Origin of the sequence: Propionibacterium sp. oral taxon 192 str. F0372 (assembly GCF_000413315.1) — a bacterium.
Classification (GTDB): Bacteria; Actinomycetota; Actinomycetes; order Propionibacteriales; family Propionibacteriaceae; genus Brooklawnia.
In genome coordinates, this window is the sequence record NZ_KE340297.1 from 1,126,783 (window position 1) to 1,141,187 (window position 14,405).

The 14,405-nt window shown below is 59.4% G+C and carries 11 protein-coding genes and 3 tRNA genes; 8 read left to right on the forward strand and 6 right to left on the reverse strand.

The window, feature by feature from the left end; translation table 11 throughout:
• Nucleotides 1-122 precede the first annotated feature (122 nt).
• Both HMPREF1531_RS05300 and HMPREF1531_RS05305 read left to right on the forward strand, forming a co-directional pair.
• Nucleotides 123-212: transfer RNA gene (locus tag HMPREF1531_RS05300), tRNA-Ser, on the forward strand.
• Nucleotides 213-426: 214 nt separating this feature from the next.
• Nucleotides 427-499: transfer RNA gene (locus HMPREF1531_RS05305), tRNA-Arg, on the forward strand.
• A 118-nt stretch (nt 500-617) separates the two neighbouring features.
• Here HMPREF1531_RS05305 and HMPREF1531_RS05310 read toward each other — a convergent pair.
• Entirely contained in the window at nt 618-1,454 is an 837-nt protein-coding gene (locus tag HMPREF1531_RS05310; RefSeq protein WP_016668892.1) for a shikimate dehydrogenase family protein, read from the reverse strand.
• A gap of 288 nt (nt 1,455-1,742) precedes the next feature.
• Between HMPREF1531_RS05310 and HMPREF1531_RS05315 the strand changes: the two genes are divergently transcribed.
• Complete coding sequence (locus HMPREF1531_RS05315) at nt 1,743-3,335, forward strand: glycoside hydrolase family 32 protein (RefSeq protein ID WP_016668893.1); 1,593 nt, start codon at nt 1,743-1,745, stop codon at nt 3,333-3,335.
• A gap of 120 nt (nt 3,336-3,455) precedes the next feature.
• Here the strand turns inward: HMPREF1531_RS05315 and HMPREF1531_RS05320 are convergent, their stop codons facing one another.
• From HMPREF1531_RS05320 to HMPREF1531_RS05330, 3 genes are read right to left on the reverse strand one after another with little or no spacing between them, the layout of a single operon-like run.
• On the reverse strand, nt 3,456-4,085 hold the full coding sequence (locus HMPREF1531_RS05320) for an ABC transporter ATP-binding protein (protein WP_016668894.1): 630 nt from the start codon (nt 4,083-4,085) through the stop codon (nt 3,456-3,458).
• Between the two features lie 10 nt (nt 4,086-4,095).
• On the reverse strand, nt 4,096-5,340 hold the full coding sequence (locus HMPREF1531_RS05325; protein ID WP_016668895.1) for an ABC transporter permease: 1,245 nt from the start codon (nt 5,338-5,340) through the stop codon (nt 4,096-4,098).
• 10 nt (nt 5,341-5,350) lie between these two features.
• A complete protein-coding gene (locus tag HMPREF1531_RS05330) occupies nt 5,351-6,730 on the reverse strand; it encodes an ABC transporter permease (RefSeq protein WP_016668896.1) in 1,380 nt (459 codons plus the stop codon).
• 835 nt (nt 6,731-7,565) lie between these two features.
• Here HMPREF1531_RS05330 and HMPREF1531_RS05335 point away from each other — a divergent pair.
• Both HMPREF1531_RS05335 and HMPREF1531_RS05340 read left to right on the forward strand, forming a co-directional pair.
• Nucleotides 7,566-8,465, forward strand: coding sequence for a 1,4-dihydroxy-2-naphthoyl-CoA synthase (locus tag HMPREF1531_RS05335; RefSeq protein WP_016668898.1), 900 nt, complete (start codon nt 7,566-7,568; stop codon nt 8,463-8,465).
• A gap of 109 nt (nt 8,466-8,574) precedes the next feature.
• Nucleotides 8,575-9,615: a hypothetical protein gene (locus tag HMPREF1531_RS05340; protein WP_016668899.1), complete on the forward strand. Its 1,041-nt coding sequence runs from the start codon at nt 8,575-8,577 to the stop codon at nt 9,613-9,615.
• A gap of 155 nt (nt 9,616-9,770) precedes the next feature.
• Here HMPREF1531_RS05340 and upp read toward each other — a convergent pair whose 3' ends face one another.
• A complete protein-coding gene (gene upp, locus HMPREF1531_RS05345) occupies nt 9,771-10,412 on the reverse strand; it encodes a uracil phosphoribosyltransferase (protein ID WP_016668900.1) in 642 nt (213 codons plus the stop codon).
• Nucleotides 10,413-10,554: 142 nt separating this feature from the next.
• Here upp and HMPREF1531_RS05350 point away from each other — a divergent pair, with 142 nt between their 5' ends.
• The 3 genes from HMPREF1531_RS05350 (at nt 10,555) to HMPREF1531_RS05360 (ending at nt 11,809) form a co-directional block, all read left to right on the forward strand.
• Nucleotides 10,555-11,190, forward strand: coding sequence for a tRNA adenosine deaminase-associated protein (locus HMPREF1531_RS05350; protein WP_016668901.1), 636 nt, complete (start codon nt 10,555-10,557; stop codon nt 11,188-11,190).
• Between the two features lie 17 nt (nt 11,191-11,207).
• The gene (locus tag HMPREF1531_RS05355) at nt 11,208-11,642 is read left to right on the forward strand and encodes a nucleoside deaminase (RefSeq protein WP_016668902.1); all 435 of its coding nucleotides are present in this window, start codon (nt 11,208-11,210) and stop codon (nt 11,640-11,642) included.
• Nucleotides 11,643-11,724: 82 nt separating this feature from the next.
• Nucleotides 11,725-11,809 (forward strand) — tRNA-Ser (locus HMPREF1531_RS05360).
• A gap of 919 nt (nt 11,810-12,728) precedes the next feature.
• Here HMPREF1531_RS05360 and HMPREF1531_RS05370 read toward each other — a convergent pair.
• Nucleotides 12,729-13,958, reverse strand: coding sequence for a hypothetical protein (locus tag HMPREF1531_RS05370; protein WP_016668903.1), 1,230 nt, complete (start codon nt 13,956-13,958; stop codon nt 12,729-12,731).
• Between the last annotated feature and the right edge of the window lie 447 nt (nt 13,959-14,405).

The following is a 14,405-nucleotide window of genomic DNA, read 5'->3' on the forward strand; positions in this document are numbered from 1 at the left end:
GTGTGGGTCCAGGAGTAGGCCGGGGAATCCCCGCATGGTGGGTTGACGCTGCTGCTTTGCAGTTGACCGTCCCAGCCGATACCCTGAGCGGGTCACTGTGTGCTTCAGCGCGCAGAACGCCTGGAGGTGTCGCCTAGTCAGGTCTATGGCGCCCGCCTGCTAAGCGGGTTTGGGGCTCAACCCCATCGCGGGTTCAAATCCCGCCACCTCCGCCCTTCGGGGCGTGCCGGTCCACTTGGCCGGGTGCTCGCGGTGATGCGCCCTGCATCCTTGGCATAGCTTTCCCCCTGGGCCGGTGGATCGGGTTGGCAATGCCATCCTTCGCGAGGGGCTGCCGGGATTCGGTGGGCCAGCCGGTTCGTGGTGGAAGGTGATTTGGCATCAGCCTGAGCCAGCGCGTAGGATTCTTCCCAGCCTGAAGGCACTGCGCTCGTAGCTTAATGGATAGAGCATCTGACTACGGATCAGAAGGTTGGGGGTTCGAGTCCCTCCGAGCGCGCAAAATCACTGGCGCTACGAAAACATGGGGCCCGGTGTTATTTTTCCATCTGCTGTCACCTCAATTGTGGCTCGCCACCATTTTGCCGGGGTCGGTGCACAATGCGGTGGCAGGGGCCTCAACTATGTCGCAGTGCCTCTGCCCGGCATAACTCAAGGAGCGGCTCCGCATCCGCATCGCGCCCGGTCATCAGTCTGATCTGGTCAATGGCCTGACCGACGAGCAGATCAAATCCGTCCAGGTGTGGGATGCCGGCTGCGATCGCTGCGCGGTCAAAGGCCGATGGGTAGTTGTTGTAAACCACCTCGAAGACCGCGTCGCTGAGCCCGACCAGTTGGCTCACCAAGGCATCGGGCAGGGTGGCGGGGATCGTGGAAACCAGCAGGTCGGCGCGCTCCCATCCGGCGGGTAGGGCGATGGGGCCGGACAGCGGGGCATGGTGGATGGTGACGTTCAGGGCTGCGGCCAAGCCAGTGAGCGAGGCCCGGGCGCGCTGCTCGTCGCGGGCCAGCACCATTACTTCGTCAAGGCCCAGTTGGGCCGCTGCCCACAGTGCCGACCGGGCCGTCGCCCCGGCCCCGACCAATGCCAGGTGCTCCAGACAGGTGATGTTCTTCTTGGTGAGGGCGCCTAGTAGGCCGGTGACGTCGGTATTGTGCACCTGATTCGGTTGGCCGTCGTGGCCGAAGATGATGGTATTGCCTGAGCGCAGCGTGGTTGCGACATCGTCGCACATTCCGTGGGCTAACAGTGCTTGTTTGTTGGGTGCCGTCACCGACAACCCGATCCACTCATCGCCGAGTCCGGCCAGGAAAGTGTCCAGGGTGCTAGGGGTCACTTCGAAGCGGTCGTAGCTGAACTCGTCGGCGATGCCCAGCTGCCGGTAGGCAGTGCGGTGCAGCAGGGGGGACATCGAGTGCTCAATGGGCGAGCCGATGACGGCGCAGCGACGCATGGATCCTCCATGGTTGGTGTGCCCACGAGCCTAGACGAGAGCACACATCACGAGCGACCAGGCCTAACACAGTCACGATGGGATGGGATAGCACATGGTGTTGTGGGTTAGATGAGGTTGTTGTTCTTGAGTGTGTCGATACCTGTGCCGAATCCGAGTTTTTCGAAGATATCGGTGCTCAACGCCTAGTGGTAGCGTTCCGCTCACATCCGGGCGCCATCAATCCCACCCGCACTACCGCCTGTGGGACGGGGCGGGTGAACCGGTGATGAGGTAAATATTCGGGATATGATCAGTGGAAAGTACGGTCGTCGCGCCTTGCTATTTGGTATCGGGACGACGGCTGGAGCGTTTGTTTTCGGCACTCATGGCCAGAACGACGCCAAGGCCTCTCCTCCATCCTCCACCCCCACCGCTTCAGAGCCCCGTTCCTCGGCTCCGGCATCCCAGGCTCCCAGTGGCCCAGTCGCTCACAGCGACCCGTTCCGGCCGGTGTACCACTACACCCCCGCCAGCGGAAACCTGGCGGATCCCAACGGTTTGATCTTCCACCAGGGTGAATATCACCTGTTCCACCAACAGGACGGCACGTGGGCGCACGCAGTCAGTCCCGACATGGTGCGCTGGAAGCGGTTGGGCACGGCCCTCGAACACGATGCCCTTGGCTTGGCGATGTCCGGCAGTTGTGTCGACGATGGCGCCAACACTTCCGGGCTGGTTCCGGGCGGAGGAATGGTGGCAATTTACACATCAACCGAGGGTGGGGAGGCGCAGTCCCTGGCCTACAGCACCGACCGCGGGCGCTCATGGAAACGCTATGAGGGAAATCCTGTCATTCCCAACGAGGGTCGCAAGGACTTCCGTGACCCGAAGGTCTTCTGGCACGAGCCGACCAAGTCGTGGGTGATGGTGGTCTCCCTGGGAGACCGCATCGCCGTGTACCGCTCCGGTGATCTGCGTTCTTGGGCGCACGCCAGCAATTTCGGGGAAGGGAAGGGCTCCCACGCCGCAGTGTGGGAATGCCCCGACTTGTTCCCCATCGACGACATCTCCACCGGGGAGACCCGTTGGGTGCTGACTATGTCGATCGGCGACAACACCGAGACCCATGGTTCGACGGCCCAGTACTTCATCGGTGATTTCGATGGCTCCACCTTCTTCCCCGAGGATGACCGGGTCCGTTTCACCGACGCTGGCCAGGACTTCTACGCGGCCCAGAGTTTCGAGAAGGTCGAGGGACGTCGCATCTGGCTGGGGTGGATGGGCAACTGGGCTTACCCCTACTCGATGCCTACCGAAGGCTGGAAGAACCAGATGAGCATCCCGCGCGAGTTGACGCTGACCACCCGGGATGGAGTGCGGCTCCTGCTGCAAAAACCTGTGAAGGAAATGGATGGCTTGCGAGGCCGGGCAACTGGCATTGATGGGCTGTCCGCCACGGACACGACGACCGTGCTGGGCACGGGTCGCGTCGTGGAACTGGATCTGACGTTGGATGTCTCCGGAGCCAGCGACGCCTGGCTGAGCCTGTGCCGTGGCCAGATCGACGGCGTGTTGCAGGAGGTGCGAGTGGGGGTAATGCCTGCCGAGGGTATCTTCTACCTCGACCGCACCAGCGGTGGCCTGGCGACCGTCCCAGGGCGCGACGGTGCGACGGCGCAGTTTGCCCTGCGGCGCGAGGTAGCCCACCGCGTCGTCGACGGCAGAGTGCGGTTGCACGTCTACGTGGACAACTCCAGCGTTGAGGTTTTCGTCGACGACGGAGCCCCGGTGGGATCGCTACTGGTATTCAATGATCCCCGGGCCCAGGAACTCGCTCTGGGGGCCAAGGGCACCGCGACGGTGATCTCCGGGGCGGTGACCCCACTGTTGTCGCGCTAGTGCCGTTGGATCCCGTCGCTTCTGAGTTGCCCGTTGCCCTGCCGCAATGGCGCCACAGCTGGGGAATGAGAGTGGCTCCGCGGTTGGAGGATGCCGGAAACCACCGCGGAGCCACCGGCATCAGGCCACGAGTTTCCGGCCCCTGAGCCGCAGCACGACGTCGGCAGCGTTGGCCACCTGCTTGCTGTGCGTGACGACGATCACGCATTTCTTCTCGTCGTGTGCAGCCGCCTTGAGGATGTCGATGATGTCTTGGGCTGTTTCCTCGTCAAGATTGCCCGTCGGCTCGTCGGCAAGGATAACGGGAGCGTCGGAAACTAGCGCCCGGCCGATCGCGACTCGTTGTTGCTGCCCGCCCGAGAGTTTCATGACATTGCGGTTGATCTCCTCCTTCTCCAGGCCCATCTTCTCCAGCACCCCGGCATCGGCACCATGGTTTACCAGGCGAAGATTTTCCAAGGGGGTCAGGTAATCGATCAGGTTGTAGTTCTGGAACACCAGTGCCACGTTGCGCTTGCGGTGTCGTGGAAGCCCCTGCTCCGAGATGTCAGTGCCGTTGCAGAGAATCTTTCCGCTGGTGGGGATGTCCAACCCCGCAAGTAAACCAAGCAGAGTTGATTTACCTGCCCCGGAGCCGCCAAGGATCGCGTAGAACGTGCCCTCTTCGAATTCTGTGGTGACTTTTTCGAGAAGCTTTCGTGACTTCTTATCGTAGGCGTAGCTAACCTTTTCCAATGCGAGAACGCTCATTGGTGAATTCCTAACTCATCTTGGAGAGAATTTGCTTCGGCTTGAGCCGCAGCATCGGGATCATTGCGACTACCGCCGACATCAGGACGACGGCGCAGCCGAGTAGCCAGGCGCGTCCGAGGTCGAACGCCGAGGCTGCGGCAAAACTGGGGGGCGGGATGTTCGCACCTGACTGGCCATCCTCTGTCCCCGTGGCCTGCCCGACGACGAAGTCGCCGAGCATGTGGGAGACCTGACCGGATGCGAGAACCGCTAGGGCACCTGCAGCGAGTGCGATCATGCTCAGCTCGATCAGGAATTGCGCGAGCAGTCTTCCCTTGGTTGTGCCCACCGACAGCAGGATCCCGATCTCGTGGACCCGGCCTCGCACCCAGAACACCAGCACAAATACCAAGATTGCGATGCTCGCGAGACTCATCCCGGCCAGCATCAGGTTGAGCAGCCCCTCGACGGTGGCGATCCCGGAGAGCACCCCCGCGAAGGACTTGGCGTTGTCCTCCACTTGGAGCGTGTCCCAAGGCAGCGGCAGCTCCTTGGCCCGGGCGATTGTCGCGTTCAGGTCGTCGGCGCTCGTGACCAGGTACTGGGCCTCGGTGAGCTCCTGTCCAGCAGCGAGTTCACCGCTGGAGGCCAGGTCGGTGAAGAAGGTGTTCTCCGCCATCTCTGAGGGCAGCGATGCTTTCCGGCTGGTCCCGGTAAACAGGCCGATGATGGTCATGGTCACGGATTTTCCGTCACGGTCCAGCGTGACCTGATCTCCGACCTTGAGGCCGTTCTTCGTGGCCAGCTCCTGATGCATGATCACGGAGTTATGGTCGCCATCGGTGATGTGGCGCCCCTCGACGAGGTCGTACTGCTTAGCTGCGAACCCTTGGATCAGATCGCTGCGGGTCACCCCACTCACCCCCGCCTCGGGTGCCACGTCACCGGAGAGTTCCACACCGCTGGCCGGCATCTCGACGAGCTCAAGGCTCGACGGTATGGCGGTGAGACCTCGCACGTAGTTGTGTGCGGTGACACCCTGCACCCCGCCGACGGACTGCGCGTCGGCGAGACTCAGTTCCCCGCTGCCGGAACGCACAACGAATCCTGCGGGTACCCCACGGCTGACGCTTTCCCGTAGGGCCTGCATCGACCCGCGGACACTAGCTTCCGCCATCAGGGCGGTGAAGATCACCGTCATGATGAGCAGCAGCACCACGCTCTTCCCCGCCCGCCTGCTGACTGACAGCCAAGCGCGTTTCACCAGTAACATCGCAGACGCCTCAAGAAAGCTGGGTGAGTAGGGCCTTGGGCTTGGCCCGCAGGATCGGGATGGATGCGATCAGCACCGCGACGCAGACCAGCGCCAGCGAGATCCCACACACCAAGGCCCATTGCCCGGAATCCAGCATCACTTGGACATGGTCAAGGGTCTTGCCGGACAGGGCTGATTCATTGTCGGCAGCAAGGCCGCTGCCGAGCTGGTCGGCCATCTCCTTTGACGCCGACTTAGCGGCCTGAGAAACTAGCTGATTGCCGATAAACTGGGCCGCCCCCTGGGCTGCGAACCACGCCACCCCGAAGGCCGGGATCGCTATCAGCACCAATTCCAGGATGTGCTGGATCACGATACCGGGTTTCGAAGTTCCTACCGCCAAGAGGATGCCGGTTTCGCGTCGTCTCTCCCTTGCCCACAGCCACAGCACTAGGGAGATAACCAACACGCCGAAGATGACGGTGGCCACGACCATCGTGTCGACGAGCTTGTAGATACTCTGAACCGTGCCCGTGACACCCGCGAGGATCTGATCATTCTTAGAAAGCTGGAAATTTTTCCAGTCAATCCCCAGCTGGCTGGCCTGCTTCATAACCTCGTCGAGTTTTCCGGCGGATTCCACGAAAAAGGTAGCGTCCGTGTAGATCTCTTTGCCTTCTTCGAATTTGGCAATCTGTTTCGCAGTGGTTACGTCAGTGTAGACGGAATTCTGCACTAGCTCGGCGCGCACCCGGGCAGGTTTGATGTTCTCGCCCGAGAACAACCCGACGATCTCGGGCTCCACTTCTTCGGTAGACTGATTAACATTGTCAGCGTCGTGCGGGTTCGCCTTCAGCTTGAGTTTGTCTCCGATCTGCAAACCATTCGCTTTGGCAAGGTCTTCATGAATGATCGCCTTGTTGACATCAGATTCGTTGATGTGACGCCCCTGAGTCAGTTTCAGGCTGCCGGAACGAAAATTTACGTCTAGCTCGGTATTATTCTCTCCATAACCAGTTACCAAGTTCCCGAAGAGTTTTTCTTTCTGGGCGTCGTAGTCTTGCTGAGAATTGGGTAGTTTTAGTGCATTCGCTCCCACTAGATCGGCAGTCAGCGACATGCGGCGGAAGTGGTCGGTTACCCCGGGTACGGCCTGGATAGCGTCTATGTCGCCGGGTTTGACGACACCACCACCCCGCGGAGTTCCGGGATTGTTCTTCCGGTTATTCTCAAGAGTGAAACCGGCTTTGAGTTGTTGACCTGCCTGCGCCGCAGCCTCATCCGTGGAGCCCTTCACCGCAACCATGCTCAGCATTACTGTAGATAAACATAGTATAATGCCGAACATTATCAATGTCTTCAGCTTCTTGCGTATCACGAAGCGCCACGCACAGGTCAGGGCCCGCATATCTTTCCTCTTTCACTCATTTCCAGTGCGCAACAACAATCACTGTTGCTGCGACCCCTATGACACTGCCTGGCAGCGTACCATAGGAAAACTATTTGACATTGCTCAGGGTGACGTCACGCGGGTCATCACAGGGGCGCTCCAGGGGGGTCGTCACCGGGTCGCCCTAGGGGTTATCACTGAACTACCCTAGGGGTCATCACTGGGTCTTGGTGGCAGTGACTGTGGGGATGGAGTTGTTGGTGCTGTGTGCCACGATGGTGGATCGCGCTGCGATCGTGAGGGGATTCGACAAGGTGTGTTCGCCAGGACTTGAGACGCATTCTGGATCAAATGGCGCGTTTTGGTGGCCTCGCGTGAGACCATCAAAACCCTGACCGGGATACAGGGGGGGGCAACCAGTGGGGTGGATCCAGCAGTGAAGCGATGTCGGCCATCTCCGGGAATCGGATGATGATTTGATGGTGTTGCATGTTGATTTTCTAACCATCACAGTCAGTGCCGATGACTGGAATATGTTTTGGATGGCGCTGAAAAGGTTTTTCGATGGCTTCTGGTTTTATTTCCTGATCTGATGTGGAATTTTATTCCGTTTCAGATGTGCCCGGCAAGGCACTTCGAACATCATGTGGCAACAGTCCCGGCTTCGGGTTGGCTTTGGGGCAGGAATGCATAGAGCCGTACACCAATTCCGGGTTGTCGAGGGTGCCAGGGATCAGGTGTGTCATTCGCTTCGGAGATAATTTTTGGTCTGCCCTGGGCCCAGCGTCACCAGCACGGCCGGGCTGGCTGATGACGCTGGTCCTGGCGCTCGGGGTATCGATAGATTGCTCTCATGACCATGAATCCCTTCAAGGCCGGGCTGTGGGATGAGGTCCCCGGCTTCGAGTTCACCGACATCACCTACCACCGGGCCAAGGATGTACCCGCGGTGCGCATCGCTTTCGACCGTCCCGAGGTGCGCAATGCCTTCCGTCCGCATACCGTCGACGAGTTGCTGCTGGCCCTGGAGCATGCTCGGCAGTCTGCCGACGTGGGATGCGTGCTGGTCACCGGGAATGGGCCGTCACCCAAGGACGGAGGATGGGCTTTCTCATCGGGTGGTGACCAGCGGATCCGTGGTAAGTCGGGGTATCAGTATGCGCAAGGTGAGGATGCTTCCACCGTTGATCGCGCCAGAGCGGGACGGCTGCACATCCTGGAGGTACAACGGCTCATTCGCTTCATGCCCAAGGTGGTCATTGCCATGGTCAACGGGTGGGCCGCGGGCGGCGGGCATTCGCTGCATGTTGTCTGCGACCTGACTATCGCATCCCGGGAACACGCCCGCTTCAAGCAGACCGACGCCGACGTGGCCTCCTTCGATGGTGGCTACGGATCGGTCTACCTGGCTCGGCAGGTGGGGCAAAAATTTGCTAGGGAGATCTTCTTCCTCGGCGACATCTACACCGCCGACGACGCCTACCGGATGGGTATGGTGAACAAGGTCGTCGCCCACGAGGAGTTGGAAGACCTCGGGCTCGACTGGGCGAAGCGGATCTGTGGCAAGTCGCCCACCGCGCAACGGATGCTGAAATATGCCTTTAACCTTGCCGATGATGGTCTGATGGGTCAGCAACTGTTCGCGGGCGAGGCGACGCGGCTCGCATACGGCACTGACGAGGCCATTGAAGGCCGTGACTCCTTCCTTGGAAAGCGCGATCCGGATTGGAGCAGGTTCCCGTACTACTACTGAGCGTTAATGCAACAGGCAGGCCCCCTTCTGGAGCGACACGCTGTGGTGCAAAGATTGGCCTGACGTGTGAGCGGGAGGATGGTCCACCCCGCCAGAGTGAGGAGGGTCCATGAGCCCAGTTGATTTCCGTGTCGTCCGCCGGGGATACGACCCCGACGAGGTGAATCGAGCCATAGCCCAGCGGGACGACCAGTTGGCACGCGCCAAAGCCGAGCTCGCCAGGATCGTCGATGATGCGGCTAACAGCTCCGGCGAGGGAGCACAGAAGGACAAGCAGATCGCCGACCTGATGGGTCGGATCGACATGCTGGAGGAGACGCTTGCTGAGGCGCGCCAGGCCCAGCCTAAGTCCCCGACCTTCGACGATCTCGGAGCTCGCGTCGCAGAGATCCTGAATCTTGCCTCGGACGAGGCCGATGACATCGTTGAGCAGTCGCGTGAGGAGGCCGCCAAACTGTTGGAGGAGGCCAAGGAGAAGGCCAGTAACATCGCCGCCGATGCGAAGGCCAAGGCCGAGAAGACGGTGAAGAAGGCCAACGCGGAGGCCGAGCACACCATGCAGGTGGCCACCGAGGAGGCCGAGGAGATTCTCGAACAAGCCAAGGCCGACGCCGCGACTCGCCGCGAGGAGGCCGAAGGCATCTATGAGGCCCAGCGCGCCAAGGCAGCACAGGCAGCAGCCGATTTCGAACAATCGATGGCTGCGCGACGTGCCGAGGCGGTCGAGGAACTCGACGCCACTATCTCCAAGAAGCGTCAGGAGATCGAGGTCGCCGAGGAGCGGGTCATCGCCGCCAACACCGAGGCCGACGAGACCCTGCGGCTTGCCAACCAGCAGGCTGATCAGCTGGTTCGCGACGCCGAGAACCAGGCCAACTCGATGATCGTCGAGGCCAAGTCGAGGGCCGAGCGCTCCCGGCAGAATGCCGAGCGTGAGGTTGCTGCGGCGACTGCCCGACGTGATTCGATCACCGCCCAGCTTGCCAATGTGCGCCAGATGCTGGCGACCTTGAGCGATCCGCAGGCGGCGATGGGCGAGGTGCCGCGTACTGCCAAGGAATGGGTCGGCGAGCCAGGCGAGGATGGGCTGGACATTCTGCCTGTCGAGACGGTCGAGGAGGTGCCTTCCGGCAGGAAGGCATCCCAGTGATGCAGCATCCAAAGTGATGTAGCGAAAAGGTGGGGCACCAATCCGATCGGTGCCCCACCTTTTGCTTGTGCTCTGCTGTGATTGTGGGCGATGCGCTCCCGGGGTGTGTTCGGTCGCGTTATCTGCTAGGGATCAAGCAGGAGCCACGCTCAGGCTCAGTCAACCGCCCCGTAGAGGCGGTCCCCGGCATCTCCCAGACCCGGAACGATGTAACCGTGTTCGTTGAGACACTCATCAATGGCGGCCACCACCAAGGTGGTGTTGATCTCCAGCTCGGAGACGAGCTTTCGGAAGTTCTCCACGCCCTCGGGGGCGGCGAGGATGCACAGGCAAGTGACGTCATCGGCCCCGCGCCTGGCGAGGAATTCGACGCAGCCTCCAAGCGATCCCCCGGTGGCGAGCATCGGATCAAGAACGAAGCACTGGCGCCTCGATAGGTCGTGCGGCAGCCGCTCGGCGTAGGTCATCGGCTGGAGGGTCTCCTCGTCACGGACCATGCCGACGAAACCAACCTCGGCGGTCGGCATCAGTCGCGTCATACCACCCAACATTCCCAGGCCAGCACGAAGGATCGGAACTACCAGCGGTTTGGGGTTTGCCAGCTCGACACCGGTCATCGTGGTGATGGGAGTCTCCACCTGGATAGGGCAGACGCGGACATGACGGGTGGCCTCGTAGGCCAGCAGCGTCACCAGTTCGTCGGCCAGAGCCCGGAAGGTGGGCGAGGTGGTGTCCTTCGCGCGCAAGTGGGCTAGCTTGTGGTCAACCAGCGGATGATCAAGAATCTTCAACTCCACGGTCCAACCTTGGCACAACGGGGCCTAGGTCATTCAACTGGTGTCCGTTTTCTTGGGAGTGTGGGTGTCGAGATGAGGTGGAATCTGCCACGATGGACGAGTAGCTGAGGTATGGACGAGTAGCTGAGATGAGGAGCAGGCCATGGACGACGATGACGACCTGTACCGTGAGGACGACACCGACGTGACCGCCCTCGATGACCTCGGGGATGAATCCGATCTCGACGGCGGGATCATCCCTGACGATTACGATGACCTTGATGACGATGTCGTTGACGAAGAGGATGACTACGACGACTATGAAGACGCCACCGAGGAGGACGTCGATTTCGTCGTTGCCCTGTACCGCGAGGACGGTACCCCGATTGCTTTGGATCTCGGCTTGGCTGCCGCCAATGACCTCGAGGAGTTGATCGATCGGCTGCGCAGGCTGCCCGGTGACGCCGGTGCCCTGGGTGCGGTGTCTATTGATGGGGAGTTCTTCGTGCTGTGCCGGGTGCGCGGGCGGCAGGTGCAGGTGCTGCTCAACGACTCGCAGGCGGCCAATGACTGGCCAATCGCTCGTGACGTCGTCGACTATCTCGGCTTGGAGCTGCCCGATCCCGACGACGAGGATTCGGAGGCAATCGGTGACTTGACGATCCTCGTCGATCAGGGACTGAGTGAATTCGATTTGGAGCAGATCGTCGACGACATGGATGAAGATTCTGATCAACTGGTGCACCAAGTGATGGAGGCAATCCACTTCGACAAAGCCTTTGACCGGGTGGTGGATTGAGTCGCTGGGATGAGGTGATGCGCCGGGCGCTGGTGCAGGCCGATCTTGCGGGAGAGCGCGGCGAGGTGCCGGTGGGTGCGGTCGTCCTTGATCCCGTAGGCGAGGTCATCGGTGTCGGCGGTAACGAGCGGGAGGCGAGTTGCGATGTCTGCGCCCACGCCGAGATTGTTGCGATGCGCCGGGCCGTGCAGGTGCTGGGTGATGGTTGGCGGCTGCCCGGCTGCACCTTGGTGGTGAGCCTGGAGCCCTGCGTGATGTGCGCCGGGGCGATTACCGCCGCACGCATCGAACGGGTGGTGTTCGGTGCCTTCGACCCTAAGGCTGGGGCCGTGGCCTCACTGTTCGATCTGCTGCGCGATCCGCGCCTGCTGCACCGCGTCGAAGTCACCAGTGGGATCATGGCCACTGAGGCCGAGCGTCGACTGAAGGACTTCTTCGCCGCCCGTCGCTGAATGATGGGACGACTGTCTCGCGGGGTCACCTGCAGACCCGTGCGTTTGTGCCGGGGGCATCTGGTCCCGTAAGCTTATCCGCGGTGACGTGTCAGAGCGGCCGAATGAGCTCGCCTCGAAAGCGAGTGTGGTGAAAGCCACCGAGGGTTCAAATCCCTCCGTCACCGCCGTGGGATGACTGTGGGGCAGCGAAAGTCAATTCGCTGCCCCACAGTCATTTTAGAGTGATCATGCGCCCATTGACTGGCCGCGATTGTGTGTATGGGGATTGATGCGCGGACTGCAAGGGCGCGCTGTGCCAAATAACAAGGATAAACGGTCAGCAGGCGCGGCGCGCGAGCGAGACGATGATGCTCATGCCCTGTGCGCTTTTTCTGCAAGGAGCAACGGTACAGGTGATGAGGAAGCCCTGCGTTGCAATATCACGCGGTGACAGGTGACGTGGAGGAAGTGCTGCTTACCGTGCTGCATGCATTTACACAATTCGCAGGAATGATTTACTGTCGAATAGTATTTTTGTGGGTGGATCGGACGGAAAGGGGCACGTTGGAGCATGCGGCTCCAGTATGGAACGTAGCTTTGTCTCTACCGCTAACCATATTTTGCCCCGTGCCAATCACGAGCATTAGATGTGAAGAAGTAGAGGAGTATTTCCGCATCACGCTGAAAAAATTCCGTGACCCTGTGATGAAGAAGCTCGTGTTTGGATAATCCGCGTACTTCGTCCTCGGCTTCCTGATGGGATGAGATGAGCGAGAAGAATGCGACAAGTGTGCTCCTCGCTGTCGATAGTGAGGTCTACAGCCTCGATCTGAGCACCGACTCTCTCAAGAAAAGTTTTGGGTCGCGCTCATCCCATTTCTTGAAGGAGGAGCAGCCACAGGAAGCCGCTCGTCTCTGCGGAAAGCGCTGGGGCGTGAGTGGTGGACTGACAACGACTGCTAAGTCTGCCGCAGGTGGTTATAGGAGAACAGTCTGGACACCCAGGGGAGAGGCGCATGCTGTGCGTGAGATGAGGCAGACAAGCCGGGGCTCGTCCTGACGAACGACAGGTGCATTTGGACGAGCGCGGGTGTCAAACCATTGCTAGTCTTCTGCAGTGACAGGATTTACTACGAGAGTAGACGCTCCCCAAAAAATAGAGCGCCATTGACCATCATGGAAATCCGGGATACTCAGCTCGCCGTTGCTTCTTTCATAAATCCAGCGCATTGTTGGTCTGTAGTCTTGATCTTTGATTGTCAATTCGATTTCGCATTCACATATGCTCGCTGCGATGTGATTTATGCGTATGATGCGGAAATTTATTAGAAAACTAGACTTGTAGTTTTCTTTGATGGACTTCGGGCTAGGTGGCCCCGATATTTTGGAAAGCAGTGGTGGGACTAGCCCCCAGCGCCGCTTTGTAAGCGCAGTCAAGAGTTCCTTGCATGCCTGATAGACTAGATCTTTCTCGAAGTCGGGGTCAGTATTTGTGATTTCGTATGGCTTGAAAGATTCTACAGCCTTCTTGAAGCGGTATGTCTTATGTACTTGCGTCAACAGGTCCTGGAATCTAGGTGGTGGCGGGGTCATTTCCGCATCTTTCCGCTGTTTCTCCGCCTTTGCGAAGTCGTTTACCGCAAAGAGTAGATTCCAACACTTTGTGGCCACAATGACGTTGTCGTAGTTCGGAAGCATGCCGTGAAGGATCCCGTTCCGATACACCTCATGAACTTCAGTCTCATCTAGCTTACTGAAGGATTTTTGATACAGATGGAGCGTCTGGGCTAACCCCTGATGATGCCCCACAACACTATCCCAGGCATCTACTTCGTTTTCATTTCTGGCGTGAAGACCCTTGCGTCCTTTAGACGGTTCTATGTCATTAATAAACCCATCAGCCAGGCTCAGCAAGATTGGGACAGCTGCGTAGTACCGACCCTCCGCGTAATCTCGCTCCACTGTCCGCAAGAGATCCATCCGTGCACGCCAAGCTGGGTGCCAGGACAAACGCAGGATCAGCGATGAAAGTTGATCGGGTTTTCTGTACCATGCGATCAGCGATTGCTCAGCATCATCAGGGTTACCCGAATAATTCGCTACAATCTCTGCCATGTCGTCGACATTCATGTCGTCATGAAAGATCCAGTGTTTTGTGTTCATGAGTGCATAGAAATTGTCGACGACAGTTACGAGTCGATCTAATTCAGCACGTAGTTGAGCAGCCTTTTGGTGCTGCTGTCGGCCCGCGAACCAACTAAAAATGCGGAAGGTCTCCAACTCGGTGAAGAGTTTTTGCATGGTTGGAAGATCTCGGACTGATCCGTAGGTCACAATTTTTCCTCCGAGTGTTCGAGGAACGTATCCCTGATGGATGCGTAGATATACACAGGTTACCGCCCGTTAGGCTGTGGTTTCTTGTAGGCCACACCAGCATGTTCGCACTTTATCCGCTAGCACCTGCTCCGGTTCCGAACGACTTCAATCGGGATATCAAGGCGAAGCCGAATAAAGGAGAAGGGCATGGGCAGCAGCATAGGATGGGCCGTTGGCGTATCTGCGATGAGCAGTGAGGGAAGCGAAGGACAGAAGGTTGACAGGCGGGTCAGAATGCGGCTCGCTTCTACGAGGAGAAGGCAAGCGTGGGCACACGGGCAGGTCGCAGCTAGATACGATGCTTTCGTTCGTGGGCGAGGGCATCTTGGCAAGTACGCGGAACGCGGCCTCCTATAGAACTGTGTGCATAATTGTGTGCCATTCCAAAATTTAGACGCTAGTTTT

Coding starts and splice junctions, on each gene's coding strand:
- HMPREF1531_RS05310 (WP_016668892.1), bottom strand. CDS start 1,454: ATGCGTCGCTGCGCCGTCATCGGCTCGCCCATTGAGCACTCGATGTCC.
- HMPREF1531_RS05315 (WP_016668893.1), top strand. CDS start 1,743: ATGATCAGTGGAAAGTACGGTCGTCGCGCCTTGCTATTTGGTATCGGG.
- HMPREF1531_RS05320 (WP_016668894.1), bottom strand. CDS start 4,085: ATGAGCGTTCTCGCATTGGAAAAGGTTAGCTACGCCTACGATAAGAAG.
- HMPREF1531_RS05325 (WP_016668895.1), bottom strand. CDS start 5,340: ATGTTACTGGTGAAACGCGCTTGGCTGTCAGTCAGCAGGCGGGCGGGG.
- HMPREF1531_RS05330 (WP_016668896.1), bottom strand. CDS start 6,730: ATGCGGGCCCTGACCTGTGCGTGGCGCTTCGTGATACGCAAGAAGCTG.
- HMPREF1531_RS05335 (WP_016668898.1), top strand. CDS start 7,566: ATGACCATGAATCCCTTCAAGGCCGGGCTGTGGGATGAGGTCCCCGGC.
- HMPREF1531_RS05340 (WP_016668899.1), top strand. CDS start 8,575: ATGAGCCCAGTTGATTTCCGTGTCGTCCGCCGGGGATACGACCCCGAC.
- HMPREF1531_RS05350 (WP_016668901.1), top strand. CDS start 10,555: ATGGACGACGATGACGACCTGTACCGTGAGGACGACACCGACGTGACC.
- HMPREF1531_RS05355 (WP_016668902.1), top strand. CDS start 11,208: ATGCGCCGGGCGCTGGTGCAGGCCGATCTTGCGGGAGAGCGCGGCGAG.